General features: G+C 30.2%; 22 protein-coding genes. 1 reads left to right on the forward strand and 21 read right to left on the reverse strand.

Annotated elements, in window-relative coordinates; translation table 11 throughout:
* Positions 1 to 145: 145 nt before the first annotated feature.
* The 18 genes from aepY to KEC93_RS22040 all read right to left on the reverse strand — a co-directional run bounded on the left by aepY (position 146) and on the right by KEC93_RS22040 (position 20597).
* Entirely contained in the window at positions 146 to 1279 is a 1134-nt protein-coding gene (aepY, locus tag KEC93_RS21955; RefSeq protein WP_077868022.1) for a phosphonopyruvate decarboxylase, read from the reverse strand.
* 131 nt (positions 1280 to 1410) lie between these two features.
* Positions 1411 to 2709 (reverse strand): phosphoenolpyruvate mutase, encoded by a 1299-nt coding sequence (aepX, locus tag KEC93_RS21960; protein ID WP_077868021.1) that lies wholly within the window; start codon positions 2707 to 2709, stop codon positions 1411 to 1413.
* A 107-nt stretch (positions 2710 to 2816) separates the two neighbouring features.
* Entirely contained in the window at positions 2817 to 3608 is a 792-nt protein-coding gene (locus KEC93_RS21965) for a phosphocholine cytidylyltransferase family protein (RefSeq protein WP_023973544.1), read from the reverse strand.
* Positions 3609 to 3786: 178 nt separating this feature from the next.
* Positions 3787 to 4785: a hypothetical protein gene (locus tag KEC93_RS21970; protein ID WP_077868020.1), complete on the reverse strand. Its 999-nt coding sequence runs from the start codon at positions 4783 to 4785 to the stop codon at positions 3787 to 3789.
* A 306-nt stretch (positions 4786 to 5091) separates the two neighbouring features.
* Positions 5092 to 5751: an ABC-2 transporter permease gene (locus KEC93_RS21975; RefSeq protein WP_077868019.1), complete on the reverse strand. Its 660-nt coding sequence runs from the start codon at positions 5749 to 5751 to the stop codon at positions 5092 to 5094.
* Between the two features lie 156 nt (positions 5752 to 5907).
* The gene (locus tag KEC93_RS21980) at positions 5908 to 6765 is read right to left on the reverse strand and encodes an ABC transporter ATP-binding protein (protein WP_023973547.1); all 858 of its coding nucleotides are present in this window, start codon (positions 6763 to 6765) and stop codon (positions 5908 to 5910) included.
* Positions 6766 to 6942: 177 nt separating this feature from the next.
* Positions 6943 to 7323, reverse strand: a complete 381-nt coding sequence (locus KEC93_RS21985) for a GntR family transcriptional regulator (RefSeq protein ID WP_017212540.1) — start codon at positions 7321 to 7323, stop codon at positions 6943 to 6945.
* A 159-nt stretch (positions 7324 to 7482) separates the two neighbouring features.
* Complete coding sequence (locus tag KEC93_RS21990; protein WP_023973548.1) at positions 7483 to 8886, reverse strand: cation:dicarboxylate symporter family transporter; 1404 nt, start codon at positions 8884 to 8886, stop codon at positions 7483 to 7485.
* 263 nt (positions 8887 to 9149) lie between these two features.
* Positions 9150 to 10085, reverse strand: a complete 936-nt coding sequence (locus KEC93_RS21995; RefSeq protein WP_012060502.1) for a M14 family metallopeptidase — start codon at positions 10083 to 10085, stop codon at positions 9150 to 9152.
* On the reverse strand, positions 10082 to 11017 hold the full coding sequence (locus KEC93_RS22000) for a M14 family metallopeptidase (RefSeq protein ID WP_077868018.1): 936 nt from the start codon (positions 11015 to 11017) through the stop codon (positions 10082 to 10084). The genes KEC93_RS21995 and KEC93_RS22000 overlap by 4 nt, the downstream gene beginning before the upstream one ends.
* Positions 11018 to 11236: 219 nt before the next feature.
* Entirely contained in the window at positions 11237 to 12577 is a 1341-nt protein-coding gene (gene gabT / locus KEC93_RS22005; RefSeq protein ID WP_077868017.1) for a 4-aminobutyrate--2-oxoglutarate transaminase, read from the reverse strand.
* Positions 12578 to 12870: 293 nt separating this feature from the next.
* Positions 12871 to 14088 (reverse strand): PucR family transcriptional regulator, encoded by a 1218-nt coding sequence (locus KEC93_RS22010; protein ID WP_077868016.1) that lies wholly within the window; start codon positions 14086 to 14088, stop codon positions 12871 to 12873.
* Positions 14089 to 14404: 316 nt separating this feature from the next.
* Entirely contained in the window at positions 14405 to 15040 is a 636-nt protein-coding gene (locus tag KEC93_RS22015) for an amino acid ABC transporter permease (protein ID WP_238892830.1), read from the reverse strand.
* Positions 15041 to 15169: 129 nt separating this feature from the next.
* Entirely contained in the window at positions 15170 to 16054 is an 885-nt protein-coding gene (locus tag KEC93_RS22020; RefSeq protein ID WP_077868015.1) for a substrate-binding periplasmic protein, read from the reverse strand.
* A gap of 81 nt (positions 16055 to 16135) precedes the next feature.
* Positions 16136 to 16861 carry an amino acid ABC transporter ATP-binding protein gene (locus KEC93_RS22025; RefSeq protein WP_017212547.1) on the reverse strand — a complete coding sequence of 242 codons (726 nt, stop codon included), beginning with the start codon at positions 16859 to 16861 and terminating at the stop codon, positions 16136 to 16138.
* Between the two features lie 280 nt (positions 16862 to 17141).
* Positions 17142 to 17960 (reverse strand): carbon-nitrogen hydrolase family protein, encoded by an 819-nt coding sequence (locus tag KEC93_RS22030; protein WP_077868014.1) that lies wholly within the window; start codon positions 17958 to 17960, stop codon positions 17142 to 17144.
* Positions 17914 to 19359, reverse strand: coding sequence for an APC family permease (locus KEC93_RS22035; protein ID WP_077868013.1), 1446 nt, complete (start codon positions 19357 to 19359; stop codon positions 17914 to 17916). The genes KEC93_RS22030 and KEC93_RS22035 overlap by 47 nt, the downstream gene beginning before the upstream one ends.
* 107 nt (positions 19360 to 19466) lie before the next feature.
* Positions 19467 to 20597, reverse strand: coding sequence for an iron-containing alcohol dehydrogenase (locus KEC93_RS22040; protein ID WP_023973555.1), 1131 nt, complete (start codon positions 20595 to 20597; stop codon positions 19467 to 19469).
* Positions 20598 to 20967: 370 nt separating this feature from the next.
* Between KEC93_RS22040 and KEC93_RS22045 the strand changes: the two genes are divergently transcribed.
* The gene (locus KEC93_RS22045; protein WP_023973556.1) at positions 20968 to 21378 is read left to right on the forward strand and encodes a hemerythrin domain-containing protein; all 411 of its coding nucleotides are present in this window, start codon (positions 20968 to 20970) and stop codon (positions 21376 to 21378) included.
* A 439-nt stretch (positions 21379 to 21817) separates the two neighbouring features.
* Here KEC93_RS22045 and cysK read toward each other — a convergent pair whose 3' ends face one another.
* The 3 genes from cysK to KEC93_RS22060 all read right to left on the reverse strand — a co-directional run bounded on the left by cysK (position 21818) and on the right by KEC93_RS22060 (position 24706).
* The gene (cysK, locus tag KEC93_RS22050) at positions 21818 to 22753 is read right to left on the reverse strand and encodes a cysteine synthase A (protein WP_039770153.1); all 936 of its coding nucleotides are present in this window, start codon (positions 22751 to 22753) and stop codon (positions 21818 to 21820) included.
* A 442-nt stretch (positions 22754 to 23195) separates the two neighbouring features.
* Positions 23196 to 23717: a nitroreductase family protein gene (locus KEC93_RS22055; protein WP_023973557.1), complete on the reverse strand. Its 522-nt coding sequence runs from the start codon at positions 23715 to 23717 to the stop codon at positions 23196 to 23198.
* 149 nt (positions 23718 to 23866) lie between these two features.
* Positions 23867 to 24706, reverse strand: a complete 840-nt coding sequence (locus tag KEC93_RS22060; RefSeq protein WP_077869586.1) for an AraC family transcriptional regulator — start codon at positions 24704 to 24706, stop codon at positions 23867 to 23869.
* Positions 24707 to 25074 lie beyond the last annotated feature (368 nt).

A 25074-nucleotide genomic window follows, 5' to 3' on the forward strand; every position in this document is an offset into this window, starting at 1 on the left:
ATTATTTAAAACAGGCTTCAATGAACTGAAATTTTTATAACATATATATGTTGCAATTCACAATGCACGTTTCATAATTCACAATTCTAAAATTCTTGAAATATTTTTAAAATTGTAATGAAGAATTATTTTTGTTACATGTATATTAATTCTCTAAAAATTTCATAAACATTTCTTTATTTTCAATTGGTGTTGTTGTAGGTCTTCCCAAATTTTTTCTTGAACCTTTTTTTACTTTTATCTCTAAAAATATAGGACCTTTTTCATTTCTTATTTTTTCTGATAACCTGAGTAATTCATCTCTTGAACTACACGAATAGAATTTCTTATATCCACAAGCTTTAGCAATTGCTAAAGTATCTATTTTAAATCCTACGGTTTCCTGACCTCCTACTGAATCATGAGCTCCATTGTTTATCAAAATATGCTTAAGGTTATCTGTATTTTGATTTCCTATTATAGCTAAACCACCAAGATGCATTATTAAAGCACCATCTCCGTCAATACAATAAACATCTCTGTCTTTTCTGCTTAATGCAATCCCCAATGCTATTTGAGATGCATGTCCCATAGATCCTACTGTTAAAAAATCCTTACTATGATCTCCATTATATCTTTCTCTCAATTCAAAAAGCTCACGAGAAGCCATTCCAGTTGTCGATACTACAACTGATTTTTCTTTCGCTTTAGATATTAATATTTCTATAGCATCTTCCCTAGTCATTTCTAATTTCAAAGTCTCATCATACTTTATTTGATATTCATCAAAAGTATCTTTTTTCACTACCAATGCATAGGGCTCGTTATTCTCCTTCATATAATTATTTGCTTTCCTTATCTTTTTCCTCATTTCATCATTGCTTGTATTATTATCTAAAATATCATATTTAATGCTTAGAATGTCTAATGTTTCTATTGTAACAAGTCCTTGTTTCTTATGTTGAGGTTCATCTTTCTTATTGGGCTCACCTCTCCATCCAACTATTAAAAGCACTGGTATACTATAAACCAATTTATCTGTAAGTGATGCAAGTGGATTTAATGCATTTCCAAGACCTGAGTTTTGCATGTATACTAGGCCAATTTTCTTTGTTGCTAAGTGATATCCCGCCGCTATTCCTATTGCATTCCCCTCATTAGCTGAAATTATATTCTTTTCGCTACTTACATTTTCCTTAATGTATGCACAAAAAGACTTTAGTAAAGAATCTGGAACACCCGTAAAGAAATCTATATTGTTATTTAATAGCTCATTATAAAACTCTTTTACTTCAATCATTCTTTTTAACTCCTTTAATATTACGCTTATGAAAACTATATTTTAGGCATACTCCAAATATAATATTTTAATAGTAAGCAAATGGAACAAGCGCTCAAATATTTATAATTTCAGTTGTTTAATTAATTTCTTTACATTCCTCCTGGAATCAAAGTAAGTATTTCTTTTATAGGCATACAGTTGATTGAAGCCTCTTTTGACCTTTCATTCTCTAAAATGCTTTTAGCTGTATTTACCATTGCTGGATATGCACTTCTTATCAGGTGATTTGCATAAATAATAACGTTAACTCCTAATTCCATTAACTCTTCCTCTTTCATAAAATTATATGAAGTTGGGACTACTACTAAAGGTACTCTTTTTTCAAACTCATTGTATCTTCTACAGAATTCAATGATTTCTCTTCCATCTTTCTCTTTACTATGAATCATGATTCCATCTGTTCCTGCTTCAATATAAGCTTTAGCCCTTTTTATAGCATCATCCATTCCAGCGCCTGCAATTAAACTTTCAATTCTTGAAATTATCATAAAATCACTAGTTACTCTCGCCTCTCTCCCAGCCCTTATTTTGTCACAGAAATGTTCTATTGTATCTTGCGTTTGCTGCACCTCTGTTCCAAATAATGAATTTTTCTTAAGACCAGTTTTATCTTCAATGATAATAGCTGAAACGCCTAATCTCTCTAAAGTCTTAACCGTATAGACGAAATGTTCAATTTGTCCTCCTGTATCACCATCAACTATTATAGGTTTTGTTGTTACCTCTAAAATATCATTAATTGTATTTAATCTTGATGTTAAATCTACCAATTCTATATCAGGTTTTCCCTTAGCTGTTGAATCACATAATGAACTAATCCACATTCCATCAAACTCTTTTATTTTCCCATCCTTTTGAACTTTAGTCTTTTCAACAATAAGTCCCGTTAAACCATTATGAGCCTCAAGTATTCTTAGTGGTTTTTTTGAATAAATTAATTCTTTTAGACTTTTCATCCTCTTTTGAGGTGTTATGCCTATCTGAGCTAATTCTTCATCTAATTTTGAAATAGAAACACCTTTAGTATATGGAACTTCTATAAGTTCTCCTTCCCATTGTTTTAACACCTCTATAACTTTTTCTCTTAATTCTTTTTGCAAGCCTTCCTTCCAATCATCCCCGTGAAGAACATAGTTAGGTCTAATTTTAAGAAGGTTTGGAACTTGATCTAAGCTTTCTTGAGGAACTACAGATATAACGCCTTTAATATTACTAATCACTTCTTTTCTCTCATCATATTTCATTATTGGATTTCTCCAGTAACCTCTTATAACCTCATCTGTATGCAATCCCACTATTATATCTCCAAATTTTCTTGCTTCATTTAGTACGTTTAAATGTCCTTGATGAATTATATCAGCACTCATAGCAACATAAACTGTTTTCATATTCTTTCACACTCTCCTATTTTCTGCATTTTTATATGCATATTTCTAGATGTTAAAACTTAACTATAAAAAATCTATTAACCTAGAACACATCCAAACATTTTCCTCTATACTGCTCTCTCTTCTGAAATTTTTTCTAGCTTTGGTATGATTGATTTCTTTATTCTTTCAAGATGATTTTTATCATCTATTTCTCCCCATACTAAATTTTCAATCTTTAGATATCCTACTTTTCTTTTTTTAGCAGAATCAAATATTGCATCCTCATAATCGTATTTCTTTGTCACCTCGCACTTATCTTCAAAAATACTATCATAATCATATATTTTTCTATTAAATTCTTTATATTGCTTCAACATTTCCTTATACAACGCTAATGATATTTTAGAAATCCCAACCAATTCCCCATATACATGTCCTATTTCTTCTCTTCTTTTAGATATTTTATATAAGTTATTATCTCTAACTTCTACAAAGCATTCATCTCCGGAATCTGTTTTTCCACTTAGTAAAATACAATCATTTTCTTCAAAATTTATAGTCTTTATTAGTGCATAAACCTCATATATTAAATCACTTTCAAGTAACAAAAAGTCTTCTTTTAATTCATTTTCAAGAATTGATAGTGAGGTCATGCTGCCAGTAGCTTTATATTTTCTATTTTTTCTTGTTTCTATATAATTTTTATCTTTTGCTAGTTCATCATAAAATTCATGCAAATGTCCTGTTACTATATAAATCTTATCTATGCCTAGACTTCGTAATTTCTCAATAGATCTTTCTATCAAGCTTTTCCCATTTACCTTTATAAATCCTTTTGGTAACATATCCTTTGTTATATCCTGCAATCTTGATCCCATTCCAGCTGCTAAAATTACTGCTGTTCTTACTTTACTCATTTTTCCCCTCCATCCAGTTCATATTTTGAACAAAATTATCTTAACATCTTTCATTGTTCAAAACAATATGTTCATACAAAAATTTACTTTAATTCTAAAAATATATTCAAAAAAAGAACCACTCCTTATCTGCTTGATAGGAAGTGGTTCTTTTTTATACTGCTTTTATTTTAAAATATTATTTTGATACTACATTTGTAGATGATGCTATAGTTGTGTTTGTTGCTGGAATCATTAATTTGTTAAACTCTTCTTGAGAAACTTTTAATGTGCTAGTTGGGAAAGTTATCCCTTTTACATCACTCTTAGTATCTGTTGTTTTCATAGTTAATGCAATAGTTCCAAAATCTTTAATTTGTAAATTCATATTGAAATCTGAGCTATAATCATTATCTGTGAACACTTCTTTTGAATTAATAGTTGTTCCAGATAATGATGCCTTAATTTCAGGTAATGATTTATCAAATTCTGTGCTGTTAGCAGCAGTTTTCATCTGTGTAATACTTTCAGCTGGCAATCCTAACTTAAATGTACTATTAAGATTATCTAAATTATTAGCTGTTGCTTTTAATGCTTTTGCGGCTAAATCTACAGTTTTATCTGCATCAAGATTTATTGTATATTCTCTTCCATTTTGAACGAAAGGTAAATCAAGATCAGCATTTCCTCCAAATATCATCTTTCCGAATTCAACCATTCCATCTGGTTGAGTCATTAGTGCTTTTAATTTTGTTGTATCAACACCTGATGCTTGAGTATCAATTCCTATATACTCTTGAGTTATATTATTTAAACCTGTTGGAGCGCTTTGTCCAGTTAAAGAAGATATCCCTTGGTAAAAGCTCTTATTTATATAACTTGTAGTTCCATCTGAATATGCTTTAAGTTCTGGAATATTAAGTTTTCCTGCTGGATCAGTAAATGTCATATCAACATATGATTTATCTTTTGCTGTATATCCAGTAGCTGCAAATTTTATTTCTTGTTTTGTTTCAGTCCCATCTTTTCCTTTTACATTGATATTTAAGTCTCCATCAATGCTTGATGTTGTTGCTTCCCATTTAGCCGTATTTGAAAGTTCCTGTGCATAATTAAGTGTTGCTTGGCTACATCCAGCCATTGTTCCAACAGTTAACGCTGCTGTCATAATGAATGCCAAAGTTTTTTTCATTTTCATTTTTCTTTCCCCCTGTAAATACTCATATTTATCCGATAGCTAGCATCCGTAAAACTCCCACTTCTTTAAGCCTGAGATAACGGCTGCACGCTCCTGGATAAGTTCAACTAAGATTCAGATGGGGATCACCCCCCACCTGAATAAAGTTTCACTTGATGATAAAAATACAATGTATGTTAATAATTTACTTTTCATCATATTTCTATTATACATATTTTTCATTAATAAATGATAGAAAAAAATATTAAATTTACCTTAATTTATACTTAATATTTCTAAATATTTTTTAACAAATATCTTTACACACTATATTTCTTTTGCTTTACAAATTTTATATGAAATTTTATATGAAATATATCCTATAATTATTGTGACTAACATGCTGATAATTATTAATATTAACTTATTATTTATAATAAAATCTAAAGAATTCTCTAATATAAAACCATCCTTATTGACCAAAAATGATGGTAACGCAAATATGAAAAATGCAGGTAACAGATATACTAATATTGATATTGCTTTTCCTTTTTCCATCCCAAACTTATAATATATAGGATATTGAATAAAACAAGTTATTAAGCTCATTAACCCGCAAAAGAACATTGTTAGAACTTCAAAGTTTTGAACTCTACTAATCTGATATAGATAAGTCACAATAGATGTATTAATGAGAAATATAAACAAAGCTACACCTATTAAATATAAAAATCTACCAAGAACCATATCAGAAATTTTACCAGGAAACATATAATACATTTGAGTACTTTTTTCATTACCTTGAGTACTAAATGGTACTGTTGCTAAAATTATTAAAAAGAAAAATAAATATGATAATGCCATAGTGTATGTTTCTCCTGAAAACATAAATAAAGCACAAAATATTGCTGGAGCTAACACATAAAGCTTAATACTTTCTTTTATTAATCTTAAATCAAATTTTAAATAACTTATTGATCTACTCATATTTTAGAACCTCTTTCTCTTTATAAATTCTACATAGAATTAATACTAAAACATAATATATATGTCACAATTCACAATTCCAGTTAAAATTCTTGCAATATTTTTAGAATTATGATAGAGAATTATTCTTGCAACGTATATGCATAGAATATTTTATTACTGATCCCTTTTTCCATTGATATAAAATATCACAATGTCATCCATCGATGGTTTTTCTACTAACAAATCTTTACTTATATACTCTCTATTCTTTGAATCAATTAATCCTTCAAATCCAAAATTAGAAGACTTATATCCAATTAACTTCTCTTTTAATTCTTCTGTTAAATCATCAAGACCACCTTTAACCAATAGATGATTTTCTAGTACATTCTCTGTTATATCATAAAATACCTTTTCTCCATTATTAATAAAGAATAGATAATCTGTTATCTTTTCAAGATCACTTGTTATATGGGTTGAAAATAGAACACTTTTTTCTCCATCTGCTATATATTCCTGTAATATCTCTAAAACTTCATTTCTAACTACTGGATCAAGGCCACTTGTTGGTTCATCTAATAGAAGAAGTTTTGTATTTCTTGATAAAATACTTGCAAAAGATAATTTAACTTTCATTCCCTTTGAAAATTCTTTTATTTTTTTCTTATAAGGAAGGTTCCATTTTCCAGCATATTCATTAAATTTGCTTTCATCAAATGAAGTATAAAAATCTTTGAGTGTATTAATTACATCTTTTAATGTAAAATTTATTGGAAAGTAGCATTCATCTCCGATAAATCCTATCATGTCCTTATAAACTTCTTCTCCATCCTCATAACTCTTGCCAAATACTTTTATTACTCCACTATCTTTTTTCAATTGATTCATTATAAGTTTTATAGTCGTTGTTTTCCCAGCACCATTTTGTCCCACATATCCTAATATATAACCTTTTGGCAATTCCAAATTTATATTTTTAAGTTCAAAGCCATCAAATGTTTTATTTAAGTTCTTTATTTCAAGTGCATTCATATTTCCCTACTCCTTAAAATCATATTCTTAATAATAACGTGTATTGTAATAATTAAACTTCCACATATTCTATCCGATAGCTAGCATCCGTAACACTCCCTTATAACGGCTACATGCTACTGGATAAGTTCAATTAAATTCAGCTTGAGTATAAAACTCCATCTGAAAAGTTTCACTTTATGTAATTTGCTCATCTGCCAATGTTTTTAGCATAACCACCAATTCATCATTAGATATATTTGCTAGTTTCCCATTTTCAATAGCAACCATGAGGGCTTCTTCTATTTTCTTTAAATATTGTTCCCTTACCATTTCGCTATCCTTAGGAAGTACATAACTTCCCTTTCCTCTAAGAGTTGCTATAAACCCTTCACTTTCAAGGTCAGAATAAGCTCTGGTTGTGGTAATAACACTTATCCCTAAGTCCTTCGCCAGCTGTCTTATTGATGGCAAAAACTCATTTTCTAAAATTTCGCCTGACAGGATTTGTTCTTTTATTTGAGCTTTAATTTGCTCATAAATAGGCAAATCAGATTTATTAGAAAGTAATATTTTCAAATTACTACTTCGCCTCCTTTGTGTTCATACTGTATATATACAATATATACAGTATGAACAGTTTTGTCAATAATTTTTTTAGTACACTCTCAATTCAAAAAGACCATTAGGTGATTTATATTCTCACCTAATGGTCTTTAATATCTTAATTCTATTTTTTTAATTTCCTTCTGCTATAACTTTATCTTGAACATTATTAAATACATCTTTATCCAATTCATTAAAGCTCTTAGCAACTGTTACTGCTGTAACCATTGATCCATCAACATTAAGCGCTGTTCTCGCCATATCTAATATCGGATCTATTGCAAGTATTCCTCCTGCAAGAGGGAAGAAACTTCCCATTCCCATTCCTGATATTACTACTGATACTGACATTATTGCTGTTCCTGGTAATCCAGCTATTCCAAAGGAACTTATAATTATAGTAATTACCAGCATAGCGTAGAAGCTAAAATCCATTGGAGTTCCAGACATATTTGCAATTGTAACAGCCATTAATGCTGGATATATAGCAGCACAGCCATTCATTCCCATATTAGCTCCAAGGCTTCCTGCAAAGCTTGCAATTCCTTTTTCAACTCCGACTTTTTTATTCAAAGTCTCAATAGTAACTGGTAAAGTTCCAAGACTTGATCTAGATGTAAAAGCCAAAACTAACGGCTCAATTACATTTCTTAAATATTGAATAGGATTTAAGCCATTAAGTGAAATTATTACAAGATGAATTACAAATACAATAATAACACTTACATATAAAGCAACTATGAAATTAACCACATTTATTATTGCTGATATTCCATTTGATGCAACTGTATTTGAAAGTAGTGGTAATACAGCATATGGCATAAATCTGATAACTGTTCTAGCTACAGTAGTCATTATGTTATAGAATGCCTCTATAACATCTATTGCTGGTTTTATAATATCTTTGTTAGTCTTATTTAGTTTTCTTATAGCTATTCCAAGAAATGCTGCAAATATAACAACAGCCACTATGTTTGCATCTGCCATTGCTTTTATTGGATTTGCTGGTAAAAGTCCTCTCATAGTATCTACAAAAGATGTTATTTCTTTTAATTCAGCTTTACTTTGGATTGCTTCAACTCCAACGCCAAGTCTAAATAAATTCCCGATTATTATAGCAACTATTGAAGCAATAGCTGTAGTTCCTAATAAAACAAATATTGATCTAGAAGTAAGTTTTCCTAAACTTTGTTTTTCATCCATGTTTATTATAACTTTTAACATTGAAAGAAAAACTAATGGTACTACTAACATTTTTAATAGGTCCATGAATCCATTTCCTACTAGCCCATACCATTTTGTAACCTCACCTATCCAAACAACATCTCCTGTATTACTCGGAAATCCTGCTATAAATTGTATTATAACTCCAAGTAATAATCCTACCACAGTTGAAATAATCATACGTTTTGAAAAGTTTAATCCAGCCTTTTCTAACTTATAAAGTCCATAGAATAGACCTATTAAAATTGCTATAAATATTATTGGTTTATAGCTTGTTATCATTATAAATTTCGAAAAAAATGTACTATCCATTGTTACCTCCTATAATTCCTACAATTCCTATATAATTAGTATATTTATAGTATCAATTATATGATCATATGTCAATAAAAGTTAATACTATTTTTAAATATATTCTTCCTGAAAACATATACTTCTTAATACTTTATAATAATTATGTAATACTTATTATTACATTAATCAAAATATCATTTAAAATTTATGACAAAAAAATAACCACCATGAATATAACTTTCAATTATCAAAAGCTAATATTCATAATAGTTATGTAAATTTTACTCATGAAGTCTTCTTATTATTTTATATGCAACCACATTTTCCATGACCATTGGTGATTTATGAGCAAAAAAGATTATTCCATCAGTAGGAGATGTAATTTTTTCAATAATTTCACCTTCATATGGATGAATTATTTCTGCAAGAACATCGCCTCTTTCCACTCCATCTCCTGGATTTTTTAACCTTCTATATATTCCACCTGTAGTAGTCTTTACCGAAAGCAAATCATCTTCCTGCAAAACACTAGCTATGTATCCACTGTGACTAGTATACTTTATAACTCCCATTCTAGTTAAAAATCTTAATACAGCCACTACTGCATGTTTGGCAGAAACTTCATCAATTTGATCTGTTGCATTTGTATATAAAGAGAAGGCACTTGCATTCCACATCTGCCAATTGTAGTTTAATGTCATGGTATCATAAGGTTTCGGCTTACGAATTAATACATACTGAAGTCCAAATAAATTTGCAAGACTTGGACTCTGATATCCTGTTTCCATCATCCTTATATGCGGAATAAAATCTCCTGGCATATAAAAACTAGCAAACTGTATTCCATACGTATAATCCTTAACTTGTTCAAAAACACCACTTGCAATTCTCTGAGTTGTTTCCCCATTCACTTCTCCTGGGAACATTCTATTTATATCAGTGTTGTCCATTGTCCAAAATCTTTTTCCTATATTCATTGAATGAGGATTTACACAAGGAATCACAAGGATTTCGCTATGTCTTGAGATTGCTCCCCTTTGCTCTAACTTAGTTAAAGTTTTAATCAATTGAGAACACGTATATAATTGCTGTATCTCATTTCCCCTTATTGCACCTACTATGCATGCTGACTTTCCACCTTTTCCAAATTTATATCCTGTTATTCTCATATCATCTCTATGAGGTGACTTTAATGTATATATTATTTCTTTTATCATTTTACACCTCCAAGTACCCTCGCAATAAGTGATCCTTCATAAACAACTGGGTATTCTCTCAATGTAAATACTACTCCATCACAAGATGAAATAACCTCTTCTTCTATCTCTCCAGTTAAGGAATTAAAAATCTCTCCAATTTTTTCTTCTCTTTTTATTTCATCCAAATGTTTTACACAAGGCATAAATATTCCTGATGAATTAGCATTTATAAAATTCACTTCTTTTTCAGTTGATATTATGGGGTCTCTTACAGGATTTACTGTCCCATTCCATATGTCCAATTTTTTCATTAAATTAAATATACCTTCCACTAATTGATCCCCATATTCTTGTGTAATTCTCATTCCAACCCCCATCTCTACAAGCAATGTTGGTATATTTTTATTATTTAAGCTATATGTAAGTGTTGATTCCAGAACAGTAGACTCTGGATGAACCCATATAAAATCCATATTCAACAGCTTTGCATAAGGTACTAATTTCTCCTTTATATGCTCACTCACTCTAACTTGAGGCACTTCTCTCAAAAATATATTGCTTGCATGCAGGTCTATGCATATATCAGCCCCTTCTATATCTTCAATAATTTTAGCTGCAACATGTTCTGCCATTGCTCCGCTTTCAGATCCTGGAAATATTCTATTCATATCTAAATCAAATGTTGGCATTCCCCTATGTACTGAATCTATTCCAAGCGGATTTAAAGATGGGTATATATCAACAATTCCATTTAAGTATTTAATATTTTCTTTAATTTTTCTTATTAATTTATAACATACATATTGACCTTCAAGTTCATCTCCATGAAGACCTGTTATAATACATATTCTTTTAGCCTTTTCATTAATATTTACTGACGTAAGTCTATTTTTTTTGATTACTAACTTTTCATCAACCGCTAATCCTAAAGATACTACCGTTTCTACCATGTTCCCCTCCATATGCTCACACTCAAAAACCTATTCTGTAAAAACAATCTAAATTAATATTATTATTGTAAAAAAATTTTCTTTTATACAAAAAATAAGCAAAGAATCCCACTGTGTGAGCTTCTTTGCTTTAATCTAATATTACTACTTGGATATTTTATTGTCAAACTTTTTTACATGCCATATATAAAATTACTTTCCAAAATATTTGAATATTATTTATATACACTCTTTTATTGATTCTTCCAATACATCAATTCCATATTTAACTTGTTCATCTGTCATAACTAGTGGTGGTAGGAAACGAATTACATTTCCAAGTATACCTGCATTTAAGAATATAACACCATTTTCATAACATTTTTTAATTATAGATTTAACTAAATCTGCTGCTGGCACTTTTGTGCTTCTATCTTTTACAAATTCTAATCCTACCATTGCACCTAAGCCTCTTACATCACCTATAACTGTATACTTTTCCTTCATCTCATTTAGTCTTTCCATAATATATCCGCCAAGTTTTAATGATTTTTCACATAGATTTTCTTTTTCAATCTTCTCAATAACTTTAAGCGCTGCTACGCATCCAAGAGGACTTCCAGAATATGTTCCGCCAATTCCACCAACACATGCTGAATCCATTATTTCCTTTTTAGCCACAACTGCGCTTAGCGGTACTCCAGCAGCTATTGATTTTGACATAGTGATAATATCTGGTTCTATACCATAATGCTCATGTGCAAACATTTTTCCTGTTCTTGCAAATCCTGCTTGTATCTCATCAACTATAAATACTATATTGTTCTCATTACAAACTTTTTGCAATTCTCTCATGTATTTTGCAGATGGAACTACAAATCCACCTTCACCTTGTAACGGCTCAATTATTAAACATGCAATCATGTCTGGAGAAAGTGTTGTTTTAAGCATAGTTTTTAGTCTATTAATACATTCATCTGCATATTCTTCTTCTGAAACTCCAAGTGGTGCTCTATACGAATAAGGGAAATCAAATTTATATGTTTCTGGTGCAAATGGTCCAAAACCATTTTTGTATGGTTTATATTTACTTGTTATTGACATAGTCATATTTGTACGACCATGGAAAGACCCAGTAGCTGAAAGTACTCCTGTTTTCTTAGTATAAGTCCTTGCTATTTTTATAGCATTTTCTACTGCCTCTGCTCCACTATTAGCAAACATTACTTTCTTTTCGTAATCTCCAACTGTTATTTCAGTTAATTTTTTTGCCAAAGCACCGTAAGATTCATATGTTACTACATTATAGCTTGGGTGAATAAATAATTCTGTTTGTTTCTTTATCTCTTCAACAATCTCAGGATCACAATGTCCAACATTTTGAACACCAATTCCTGCTGCAAAATCTAAAAATACATTTCCATCTACATCTTTAATTAATGCTCCTTTTGCTTCAGCTATAGCAATACCAGTTGATACTGAAACTCCATCGGCAACATATTTTTTTCTTTCCTCTAATATCTCTATTGATTTAGGACCTGGTATTGATGTTACTAATTTTACATTTGATTCTTCTATCATTATAAAACCCTCCATTAACGTTTATTTTCTTAATATATTTCTAATTCCATAAAAAAGGAGCCATCATGTTTATTTACACGAAAGACTCCATTGCCTATAAAATTTATTTAAATTTCTTAACTTGTTTATATAATAATACTTTCTATTTTTCTTTTCTATGTCCAAGCATTATAATGTTTTTGTCTATTTTGACTAAAGTCCCAACATCAAATACACATAAACATATTAAAACTTAGATTAATACATGATCAAAATTAATGTATTAGTGCACATTGACTATATTATTTATCTTCCTATTTAAGAATTTTACCAATGTCTAGTGCAATCTTTACTTTAATACAATCATTAAAATTCCGTAAATCACAATTTAATAGTTCTTCTATTTTTTTAATTTTATATTTAAGGGTGTTTCTATGAAGAAATAGCTTTTCTGCTGTAACTGTGATATTACAATTCTCATTTAGATACATCTCCAATATTTCAACTAAATTGTTATCTTTACTATCAGAACTACTAATTGGACCTAGAACTTCTGAGAAATAATTTTCTAATATACTCCTATTCTCAACGCTGAAAAGTATGCTGTAAATCCTTATATCTTTGTATCTTGTAATTGTGCCATCTAAACCTTGGCATTTAGCACTATTTATCGCTAGCTCCGCTTCATTTAATGATTGTTTCATCATTTTTAAATCCTTGTACGAGTTTCCTATTCCTACACTTACAGACATTCCATCCATGCGATTCTTTGTAGCTAACTGTATCTCTTTTAACGCCTTATCCAATCTATTCATGCAATTTTCTTCTGACCTAATAAAAAAGATTACAGCATCATCCTTATCTATTATTGGTACCTTTAGTGCATGTTTATCAAGTACATCTTGAACTATTTTCCTAAAGTTTATTTTAATCTTAGATATACTTTTCTCATCACCTAAATTCTTTAACTTTAAATATCTCTCGAAACCATCAATATCTATAACACATATGCAACATCCGCCTGACAGATTATATCCAAAATATGCAGCCTTTTGTATTGCATCTCCTTCTAATTCACCATCTCCAAATAGAATATTACTCAAAAAATGCGATAAAGAATTTTCCTCAATACGAGATAGAATAATAGCATTACTAATTTCCCTTGAGACTTCAACCAATTTAACTTCCCAAGGTAATGTGAACAATGGGATTTCAAGTTCATTAGCTAGTTTAATCGCCTCTTCAGATACATTCCTTATGTATGGACCTATATTTACTACTAAGCCCGAACCATTTTTCTCACTAATTCCTTTAATAAAATCTAGTAATAGCCCCTCATTTTCTCTAATTCCAACGCCGGTTATAAATATGATTTCTCCACCTTGCAGCCATTTAATTCCCTCCAATGGATTCTCAAAACATTCCGCCACATATATCCACTCTATGCTTTTTTCTAAGCCACCTTCTCCACCAACAAGATTAATTTTTCTTAAGGAATCTAATTTAAGTATATCTTTTACCGAAATTGACATAAACTTCACCCTTGCCCCTCTAATTATTTAAAATGTCATCTTTATTTATTATATTTTTATAATAATATCTCCTCATAAAAAAAGATATAATATTATGATAATTTTTTCATATTAAAAAGAAGGTTGATCAAATTCTTCTTACTCTCAATATTTATTGATATAATCAGAATTTGCTCAACCTTCTACTAACAATTTTTCATATGCTCTTTTAATATGGGTAAATACCTTGATTCTTAGTTACAGTTTTTACATAAACGTTTATAATAGAAAATAATTTACCAGGTGACACCTAAATAATTGTTCACCATATACCCCACTAGTTAAATTTCAACATCTTCTTTTCTACTAATTTTACTAGTTGTGAAAGTGGCAAACTTAATATTAAATAAAATCCTGCTAAAATTGTATATGATTCAATAGTTAAAAATGACTGAGACGCATAACTTTGAGTACGTAATAATAGTTCACTAACCGAGACATATGCAAGAAGTGATGTATCTTTTAACATCATTACAAGGTAATTTCCAAAAACAGGTATTACATTTCGAAGTGCCTGCGGTATTATTATTCTAAACATAGTTTGATTACTTGTAAGTCCTAATGCTAATGCTGCTTCTGTTTGCCCTCCATCTATTGATAATATTGATGAACGAATAACTTCCGATATGTAACATCCATAGTTAATCCCAAGACCTAGTGTTCCCGCAACTAGCGAACTTATTTTAAATTGATATCCTGGATTCCAGATTTGTACAATGATAGATACTAAAAGCGGTACTACATAATACATATATACTAATTGAACTAATAAAGGAGTTCCTCTTATAAATTCTAAAAATACTAATAAAAATCCTCTTAAAATTTTTATTTTACTAATACGTCCAATTGCAATAAATAATCCTAAAATTATTGCTAAAAAAATCCAAATACCGTCGCTTGTACTACAACCCAAAGACCTGCCTTTAATGAAGGTACTAAGAACTTGAAAGCTGTACCAAAATCCAAATTAGATAGAATATCCATATATATTTCCTCCCCTTCTAAAAAAGAACCCGTCTGGATTCTTTTTTAGTTTATATTGTTACTTGTCAGAAGCTTTACCATCTTCTACTGATACAAAATAATCTTCATTCATTCCATACTTCTTAAGAAGTTTTAATATTGTTCCATCTTTCTTCATTTCATCAATCTGTTCGTTAACTGCATCTGCTAAAGCTTTATCATTTTTTCTAACTGCTGCTGCTATCATTCCAGATGTTTCAGCTTTATATGGAGATAATATCTTTAAATTAAGACTGCTATCTTGTGATAGTGTGTATCCGGCAACCATTCCGTCAGTTATACATGCATCTACCTTACCAGTATTTACTGCTAACATTAATTCAGATTGACTTCCAAATACTTTAACATCTTTCACTGATCCATCTTGTTGCCACTTTTGAGCTGTTTCAAGAAACGCTGTACCTTTTTGCCCTCCCAATGTTGCATTCTTTAAATCGTCTTTACTTGCAATTTTTGAATCCTTAGGAATTACTATGGCTTCGCCTTCCTTATACCATATGTTTGTAAATAATGCTAATTTCTTACGCTCGTCTTTAACATACATTCCATCTGTTACTATATCTACTGTATTATTATTTAACTCAACCAACAGGTTTTCAAATGGTATTTGCTTCATTTCAACTTTATTAATTCCCAATCTTTTTGCAACTTCTGTTATGATTTCTGCATCAATTCCAGTAAATTCATTTGTTTTAGCATCCATAAATGCAAATGGTTCATCATTTGATGAAGCAACTGTTAATACCCCTTTTTCTTTTGCAGCTGCTAATGTATCCTTTGATTTATCATTACTTGATGATGTTGATGTAGTACTAGAACTTCCCGAACCACATCCTGTCATAAATCCAATACAACTCATTATAACCATTGTTACAACTAATAATTTTTTCCCTAGTTTTTTCATAATTAATTTCCCCTTTTCGTAATTATTTTTAATGTTGAATCTTTTTATTATCTATAGTAATTTCAAATTTAACATGTGAATTTAGTTTAAGACTCTAGATAAAAACTCCTTTGTTCTTGGATTTTTGGGATTTGCAAAAATCTCTTTTGGTTTCCCCTCTTCAACTATATAACCCTTGTCCATAAAAATTACTCTGTCAGATACATCTCTAGCAAATCCCATTTCATGAGTAACAACTACCATAGTCATACCATCCTTAGCTAATTGCTTCATAACATCTAACACATCACCAACCAATTCTGGATCTAACGCTGATGTAGGTTCATCAAATAAGAGCATCCTTGGTTCCATTGCTAGCGCTCTTGCTATTGCAACTCTTTGCTGTTGTCCACCAGATAGAGTCCTAGGATATACATCTGCTTTGTCTTTTAAACCAACCTTTTTAAGAAGTTCTAGAGCTATTTCCTCAGCCTCTTTTCTATTTTTCTTTTTTGTAAGCACAGGTGCCAAAATAACATTTTCTATCACTGTGTGTAGTGGAAATAAATTATATTTTTGAAATACCATTCCTACTTCTTCCCTAAGAGAACGGCTATCAACATTCTTACCCAGTATATTTTTACCATCATAGAACATTTCCCCACCTGTTGGAACTTCAAATAAATTTAAACACCTTAAAAATGTGCTTTTACCAGATCCTGATGGTCCTATTATGCAAACTACTTCCCCTTCTTTTATATCCACACTTATATTTTTTAAAACCTCTAGCTCTCCATATTTCTTTGATAATTCATTAACCTTATACATATTCTCAACTCCACTTCATCTAAAGTAATAAGAAAAAGGCGCACCGTTTTTTCTTACAGTGCGCCTTCGCATTTAATATTAAATTATTACATTGTTTTGCGTTAGGATAATATTATCATGGTAGTTACCCTATTTCTATAACCATAAATAACAATTTTTTTGTGCAGTATGCACACTATTTGATTCAACACTAAGTTTATTAAATAATGTCTAAATCTATCAATCCAACTACAATTTGTATGCAATATCTAACTTCCTTGTTAAATATTTTAACTTGTAATTACTCTTTTATTATCTCTTTGTATAGTTCAGGTCTTCTATCTTGAAATAAAGTGTAGTATTCTGATCTAAGCTTTCTAGGCAATTCTAAATCTATTTCCCCAGATACTATTCCCTCTATCTCATCATTTAACTCTTTTAATGGTCTTCCAACAGGATCTACTATTTTACTATGGCCAAAAAAGCCCAATTCTTTATCTTGTCCAATTCTATTAGCTGCTACTAAATATATGCAATTATCAAATGCTCGTGCTCTTGTTACTAGATCCCAATCATCAGAATATGGCTTTTCCCAATTAGTATTAACCACAAGAAGCTCAGCCCCTTTCAAGCAATACGTCCTTGCAACTTCAGGAAATGCAGTATCCCAGCAAATCATTACTCCAATTTTTCCAAAAGAGGTATTAAAAATCGGGAACTCACAGCCTGCTTTAAAATATCTTTTTTCTGTATCAAATAGATGTACTTTTCTATATACTCCTGCCACTCTCCCGCTACTATCTATACACACAGATGAATTGTAAAGAACATCTGTTAGATTACCATCTCTTTCTGGAAAGCCATAAACTATATTGGTCCCAAATTTTTTTGCAAGTTCACTTATGACTTTTATACTATTACTACTTTCCACTACTTCAGCTAGTTCTTTAAATTTATTACCACATTCATATCCAGATGTTATTAACTCAGGAAATACTATTAAGTCAGTTTCACTATCTTTCTCCATAATCTCATTTATGAATGTAACCATCTTTTCTAAATTATACTTTACATTATTTAGTTTTGGCTCCATTTGAACGCAAGTAACTTTTATTTTCATCTTTCCATCCCCTTACTTCTAATACGTAACCCTCTCTCTTTTCATCACTTTTAATCTTACTTTTTCCAAATATATTACTAATAACAAAACCTATTACAATCCATGCCAATACTATATATGGGAATAGGTTATTAGGAAACTCTGGTATAGGATAAACATTAGAATATAATACATATAACAAGGCTGCTATTGATGCTATTGGTATTATTAAATGAGTTTTTCCCCATACTTTGTTTCTTGTAAAATAAACCATAGCTCCTATACTTGTAAATATATACGAAACAAGTATAGCTAATGATCCTATTGTTGCCAAATAACCAAACACTTCTATACCATCATGTTTAAATAATGCAATTTGAACTATATCTGATATTATTATTATTAATATCAATCCAAAATATGGTGTATTGTGTTTAGGATGTATTTTCATCATCGCTTTTGGCATTATTCCATCTCTACCTAATGCAAATAACATTCTTGAACCAGCACAGTAAGATCCAAGCGCACAAGAAAAGTTTGAACATGCAGCAACCAACATCAATATTGTACCAAATCCTGCTGTCATATATTTTGTTGATAAATCTGAAAGTGGAAGTGTTGAAGAAGATAACGCCTCAAGTCCTTTTGCATCAAGACCAAAACCTATAACTTGTGCATAACTACAAACTAAATAAAATAAACCTGATAAAAATACAGCACTTATTATTGCTATTGGAATGAATTTTTTAGGATTCTTTGTTTCTTCACCTAAACTTGAAGCACTTTCAAAACCTATAAAAGAAAGAAATGCAAATACTGAAGTTGAAGCTAAAGCTGATGTGCTAACCCCGTTACTCTTAAAAGGAATCAAGCTCAAACCATTTGTAGTACCAACTTTAATTAAAATTACAACTGAAAGTAGTAGTATAAGCAATATTGATATTCCTTCTATTACTAGAATAATTCTATTACATATCTTTGCATCAATGATTCCTAATGCAATCATTGCAATAGATGCTATTATTGAGATTGGCATCCAATTTACATGAAATCCAAATACAGATAAAAATCCAGAGAAGAAATTACCAAACCCTGCTGCAGTGCCTCCTGCTAATGCAATATAGGCAAGTAATAGTGCCCATCCAGATGTAAATCCCATTTTATTTCCTAGGGCTGTTTTAGTAAAAGCATAAAGTGAGCCTGATGCAGATATATAATGATTAAATTTTATAATCGAATATGATACAAGACCTACTACTATAGTTGAAATTAGAAATACAAGTGGTGCAGAAAACGAGCATGTCTGCGCCATTAGAGATATATTTAATGACATCGCTGCTGTTGGTGCTATAATAGCCACTGATAAAGCCACTGTTTCAATAATACTTAAATTATCCTTCTTTAAACCTGATTTTTCCATAATTATTCCTCCTAATAAATATTTTTTTAATCTTGATAACACAAAAGGCGCACTGATTTTTATTTCAGTGCGCCTTTGCATCTAATAAATTATTTTAAATTTCTATATTATAATGACTTGTAATATATATCCTTAATTTCTTCTAATGAAAATTCCTTAGGATGATTTGCTATACTTGGTTTTGAAACCTTCATACAGTTTTCAGCCATCCATTCTACATCTTTTTCTGTAATCCCAAGCTCTCCTAAAGTAACTTTCAAATCAATTTTTTTCAGAAAGTTTCTTATAGCATCTGCACAATCTTTTGCATCAGTTCCTCCTAATAATTTAGATATGTTACTGTACTTTTCTAAATTACTTTCCCACGATTTTTCAGCAATAATTGGTGTAAGGGCTGCCAATCCTTTGCCATGAACAATATCATGTAATCCGCTAGCTGGATGTTCAAGTCCATGAGGTGCAGTTACTCCTGCTATTCCTATCACCATTCCACCTAATGTACTTGCTAAAGTTACACTATCCCATGCATCTAAATCACTTGGATCATTGTACACTTTAATTAAGTTCTCTGATAATAATTTTATTCCATAAAATGCTTTCATATCTGTTAATGGCTGTCCTATTTTTGATAAATACGCTTCCATATTATGCGCTAATGCATCAAATCCAACAGATGCAAGTATGCTCTTTGGCATTGTCACCATAAGTTCTGGGTCAATAATTGATGCTTTTGCAATAATTATATTTGTTCTAAGGGATTTCTTATCCTTAGTTTCAGGATTTGTAAGAACTGAAAAACAGTTTCCTTCACTTCCAGTCCCACATGTTGTCGGAACTAGAACTATAGGCAATGCTTCACTCCCTTGTTTAATACCAAATATATATTCTGATATATCTCCAGGATTTTTAGCTGAAAAGGCTATACTCTTGGCTGCATCCATAATGCTTCCACCACCAAGTCCTAAAACAACATCACATCCAGTTTCTTTTATAACATCTACACCTTCATATACAGTTGTAGTAAGTGGATTTTGTTCTACTTTATCAAAAATTTCATATTGAACTTTTGCTTCATTCAACAAATCTATGGTTTTATCAAGTAAACCACTTTTTTTTGTACTGTTTCTCCCAGTTACAATAAGCGCTTTCTTTCCATACTTAGCAACCTCAGTTCCTATTTCATTACTTCTCCCTCTCCCAAATAGAAGATTTATTGGTAAATTATAATTAAAATTCATTTTAACTCCCCCTAAGTAGTTTAATTGTTGATTCTAAACTACCGATAATTTCTGTTTAGCTTAGCATTTTCTTATAATCTTAATTTTCAATAAAAGAATATAAAAAAATGCCTTTATTAATAATAAAGACACCTTTGTCAAAACTATAATACCATATTGGCAATATATATTCTATAATTTTATAGACAATAATTTAGTGCAGATTGGACAATTAATAATTTTCTTGTTATTTCAGTGTTAATACTAAAATTTTCAGCTATAAGATAAATATTCATAAACAAATAAATATTGTAACTTTTGTTACATACTTATTATCATATAAAAACTATACTTTAGTTAATGAATTACAAATATTAATGAGGTGTTAATTATGAATATAGATAATTTGATGAGAGAACATAAAGGTATTTTTGAGGAAATAAATTATATAAATGAGTCAATTAATAATAAAAAATTCGAATCTGATCTTTTGGATATAACTACTCATATAAACAAACTTGCTGGAAAGTTGAAAATTCATCTAAGTTCAGAGGACAAATTTTTATACCCTAATCTACTTAATGGAGATGATAATAAACTTAAAAACCTAGCAAATTCATATATTAATGAAATGGGTGGAATTTCAGATACATTTACAAATTATAAAAATAAATTTAATACAAAGAGTAAAATAATATCTGAAGGCAATGAAGTTTTTACAAGCGAAACAAAAAAAATCTTAGTTGCTATAGAAAAGAGAATTAGTAAAGAAGAAAGTGAGTTATATAAATTAATTAGATAAATTTATATAATACTTCGCATCTAATCACATATAGGGTTCCGCAATGAGAATCGAACTTATGTGAATCCCCAACGAAATTGAATACATATTTGTTCCATAGGACTATGAAAATTTCGCTGAAAGGTTCTAAATGGCAGGTTGCACCCATTACTGCATGTTCCCACTTTCAGTGTGACAGGCAGTAAATGGAACAACCTCCCCTTAAGAACCTAAGCAGCTTATTTTCAAATGCCTACTACACAAATATGTATCCAATTTCTATGTTTGTGATATCTCAAATTTTCAAGTTGGAACCCTATAGACAAATAAGTGTTGAACTTATGCATATAGCTTATTGTTGGTTTATCTATACCAAATCTATAATCTTATATACCGAAAATAAACTCAATTCACTTAAAACTAAGCGAATTGAGTTTATAAATGCTTTTCCTATATATTCTTATTTATCTTCAAATAATGCAGTTGATAAATAACGTTCTCCTGTATCTGGTAATAATGCCACCACTGTTTTTCCTGCATTCTCTGGACGTTTTGCTAATTCTGTTGCAGCAAATGCAGCAGCTCCTGATGAAATACCAACAAGTAAACCTTCTGTTTTAGATAATTCCCTAGCAGCAGAAAATGCTTCTTCTGTTGTTATTTTTATAATTTCATCATATATTTTTGTATTTAAAACGTCTGGTACAAATCCAGCACCAATTCCTTGTATTTTGTGAGGACCTGATTTACCTTCTGATAAAACTGGTGAATCCGCTGGTTCTACTGCAACAATTTTAATATCTGGATTTTTAGATTTTAAGTATTCTCCAACTCCTGTAACAGTTCCACCTGTACCAACACCTGCAACAAATATATCTACTTTTCCATCTGTGTCTTCCCATATTTCAGGACCAGTTGTATTTTTATGAACTTCTGGATTCGCTGGATTTACAAATTGTCCTGGTATAAATGAATTTGGAGTCTCATTTGCTAACTCACTTGCCTTAGCTATAGCTCCTTTCATTCCTTTTGCTCCTTCAGTTAGAACTATCTCAGCTCCATAAGCTTTTATAAGACTACGTCTTTCTACACTCATTGTTTCTGGCATAACAATTATAACCTTATACCCTTTTGCAGTACCTACAGATGCAATACCGATTCCTGTATTACCACTAGTTGGCTCAATTATTACTGATCCTGGTTTTAATAAACCTTTGTTTTCAGCATCTTCTATCATAGCCTTTGCAATTCTATCTTTAACGCTTCCTGCTGGATTAAAATACTCCAACTTAGCTAATATTGTTCCTTTTAAATCTTTTCCCTTACTATAATTTGCAACTTCTAATAATGGGGTTTTACCTACTAATTCTGCTAAATTCTTATATATCTTTGACATTCCAACCACTCCTTAAACTTTCTCATATAATTCTTATCAGTTTACTATGTTATAAGTATATTCTTCTGTTTTTATATAGTCAATACTTTTTTGTATTTTTTAAAAAGTTTTGACTAAATTACATATATATGCAATTGATGATAAATATACATACTAATAATTATTTTAAAAAATAAAATAGTAAATTTTTATTTTTGATATATTATTACATTCTATTTTCTAACTATTTATAGTAATTTATTCACAATTCAATTATTACTAATTTTTAAAGAAGAAAGTTTAAGGTGACTTTAGATAAATTCTGTCTTGTGCTTCAAACTCTTTTTATATGTGTAGATTTCCTACAGAATAAAAAATAAGCAAATTCCTAGACTCAGGATATTTTGCTTATTTTTCTCTATATTGAAACACATCTTGATTCTGATATTTGTTTTAATAGATATTACTTTATGAATTTAATCACTCCATCTTTTCTTCCGTGTGCCTTCGGTGTATTAGCCGGATACCCTAAAGCTGCCATTCCCCAAACAATATGATTTTCAGGTATTTCAAAGCTATTTAATACTTCTCTTACTTCTTTTTCATCACAAATATTCTTTAATTGATTAACCCAACATGAACCTATTCCTAGTGAATTTGCCATTAAGAATATATTTTCTAATGCACAAGAACAATCCGCAAGTCCATTTGTATTATCTCTATCATTAGACAACATAATTAAAGTTGGAGGCGCATAAAAGTTATATCCAGCATCCCTTTTCAAAGCTTCTCTAACTACTTTTGCAAGCTTCTCCATCTTTTCTTTGCTTTGAACAACTGTGAACTGCCAACTTTGTTTGTTCATTCCGCTTGGTGCATTTACACCTGCCTGTAAAATTAAATCTAATTCTTCATCTTTTAACTGTTCTTCCTTAAAAGCTCTCACACTTCTTCTTGTTAATATGTTTTGTAATACTTCATTCATGATAACATCTCCTTTTACGCAAAAATGTTTATACGTTATTTTTCCATTTAATTTAAAGATAATTAATTATAGTTTTATATTTAAATTATACCACTATATTAATTTTATAACTAATTGCACTAAGCAGTTTTTAATTAACATCAGCTTTTCTATTCATTAGGTAGTTTAATATAATCAATGCTACTTTTTCTATATTGCACAGGTGTAATATTAAACTGTTTCTTAAAATGTTTATAAAAAGTAGGAGTATCCTTAAATCCACAAGAATAAGAAATCTCTGTTATATTCATCTTCGTGGTTTCAAGTAAATTCACAGCAGTATTTAACCGAAAAGATATAAGATATTTCTGAGGTGAAATTTTATATTCCTCCATAAATATTTTATATAAATATGTTCTATCAATTCCAACGTATTTAGCTATGTCGCTAACTTTGATATCATAGCCAAAGTTATTATAAATATAATCGCGAGCCTTATCAGCATATGATCCACAAGTGTTTTTTTCTTTTATATTTACCTGATCATACATGCTCGAAAAACACATATACAACTGACCAATGAGAGCATACTCATTGTGACTATCTTCTTCATAATTATGTATTAGTAAAAGTAGTCTTTCTTTGAAAACCCCATTACTGTTATCCTTGAAAATTAAATTATTTTTCGATAATCCACAATTTTTTAGAATAGTGCTAGCATCATTCCCATCAAAACTTACCCAACAGTACTCCCAAGGCTCTTCTTTATCTGCTTTATAATAGGTAGATTCACCCGGACAAATTAAGAAAGCCTCTCCACCTTGTAATTCATAGCATTTGTTATTTACATAATATTTCCCTTTTCCATTTAAAATATAATGCAAAAGATAGTGATGGCGAATGGCAGGCCCAAAAGAATGGGATGGCGCACAGACCTCATGACCTCCATAGTATATTGTTAAAGTACTGATTGATCTATATTTTGAAGTAAATTCTGACTTTGCTTCCATTAATTAATCCTCCTCTATGGTACTTACATATAGATAACCTAATTTAAAACTGTATTTATGTGATAACTTACCGAAATAATAAATATTTTGATTCCGGAAAGCTATGAAAATATCGCTGAAGGTTCTAAGCAGCAGGTTATACCCACTTTAGCATGCTCCAACTTTCAGTTTGACAAGCTAAAATGGAACAACCTACAGCTAAGAACCTTTAATAGCTCATTTTCAAATGTTTTCTTCACAAATATATTTATGATTTCTAGTGAAGATATGAACTTAAAGTTTTAGCAACCTTGTAAATATGTTCATCTAATAAGTCCAATTCTTGAATTGGATATCTATACCTTATGAATATAGCTATCCAACTTTAA

It is taken from the genome of Clostridium beijerinckii, from assembly GCF_018223745.1.
Taxonomy (GTDB): domain Bacteria; phylum Bacillota; class Clostridia; order Clostridiales; family Clostridiaceae; genus Clostridium; species Clostridium beijerinckii.

Bases quoted from the DNA above. Each gene is read 5' to 3' on its own strand.
- aepY (WP_077868022.1), bottom strand. From the start codon at position 1,279: ATGATTGAAGTAAAAGAGTTTTATAATGAGCTATTAAATAACAATATA.
- aepX (WP_077868021.1), bottom strand. From the start codon at position 2,709: ATGAAAACAGTTTATGTTGCTATGAGTGCTGATATAATTCATCAAGGA.
- KEC93_RS21965 (WP_023973544.1), bottom strand. From the start codon at position 3,608: ATGAGTAAAGTAAGAACAGCAGTAATTTTAGCAGCTGGAATGGGATCA.
- KEC93_RS21970 (WP_077868020.1), bottom strand. From the start codon at position 4,785: ATGAAAATGAAAAAAACTTTGGCATTCATTATGACAGCAGCGTTAACT.
- KEC93_RS21975 (WP_077868019.1), bottom strand. From the start codon at position 5,751: ATGAGTAGATCAATAAGTTATTTAAAATTTGATTTAAGATTAATAAAA.
- KEC93_RS21980 (WP_023973547.1), bottom strand. From the start codon at position 6,765: ATGAATGCACTTGAAATAAAGAACTTAAATAAAACATTTGATGGCTTT.
- KEC93_RS21990 (WP_023973548.1), bottom strand. From the start codon at position 8,886: ATGGATAGTACATTTTTTTCGAAATTTATAATGATAACAAGCTATAAA.
- KEC93_RS21995 (WP_012060502.1), bottom strand. From the start codon at position 10,085: ATGATAAAAGAAATAATATATACATTAAAGTCACCTCATAGAGATGAT.
- KEC93_RS22000 (WP_077868018.1), bottom strand. From the start codon at position 11,017: ATGGTAGAAACGGTAGTATCTTTAGGATTAGCGGTTGATGAAAAGTTA.
- gabT (WP_077868017.1), bottom strand. From the start codon at position 12,577: ATGATAGAAGAATCAAATGTAAAATTAGTAACATCAATACCAGGTCCT.
- KEC93_RS22010 (WP_077868016.1), bottom strand. From the start codon at position 14,088: ATGTCAATTTCGGTAAAAGATATACTTAAATTAGATTCCTTAAGAAAA.
- KEC93_RS22020 (WP_077868015.1), bottom strand. From the start codon at position 16,054: ATGAAAAAACTAGGGAAAAAATTATTAGTTGTAACAATGGTTATAATG.
- KEC93_RS22025 (WP_017212547.1), bottom strand. From the start codon at position 16,861: ATGTATAAGGTTAATGAATTATCAAAGAAATATGGAGAGCTAGAGGTT.
- KEC93_RS22030 (WP_077868014.1), bottom strand. From the start codon at position 17,960: ATGAAAATAAAAGTTACTTGCGTTCAAATGGAGCCAAAACTAAATAAT.
- KEC93_RS22035 (WP_077868013.1), bottom strand. From the start codon at position 19,359: ATGGAAAAATCAGGTTTAAAGAAGGATAATTTAAGTATTATTGAAACA.
- KEC93_RS22040 (WP_023973555.1), bottom strand. From the start codon at position 20,597: ATGAATTTTAATTATAATTTACCAATAAATCTTCTATTTGGGAGAGGG.
- KEC93_RS22045 (WP_023973556.1), top strand. From the start codon at position 20,968: ATGAATATAGATAATTTGATGAGAGAACATAAAGGTATTTTTGAGGAA.
- cysK (WP_039770153.1), bottom strand. From the start codon at position 22,753: ATGTCAAAGATATATAAGAATTTAGCAGAATTAGTAGGTAAAACCCCA.
- KEC93_RS22055 (WP_023973557.1), bottom strand. From the start codon at position 23,717: ATGAATGAAGTATTACAAAACATATTAACAAGAAGAAGTGTGAGAGCT.
- KEC93_RS22060 (WP_077869586.1), bottom strand. From the start codon at position 24,706: ATGGAAGCAAAGTCAGAATTTACTTCAAAATATAGATCAATCAGTACT.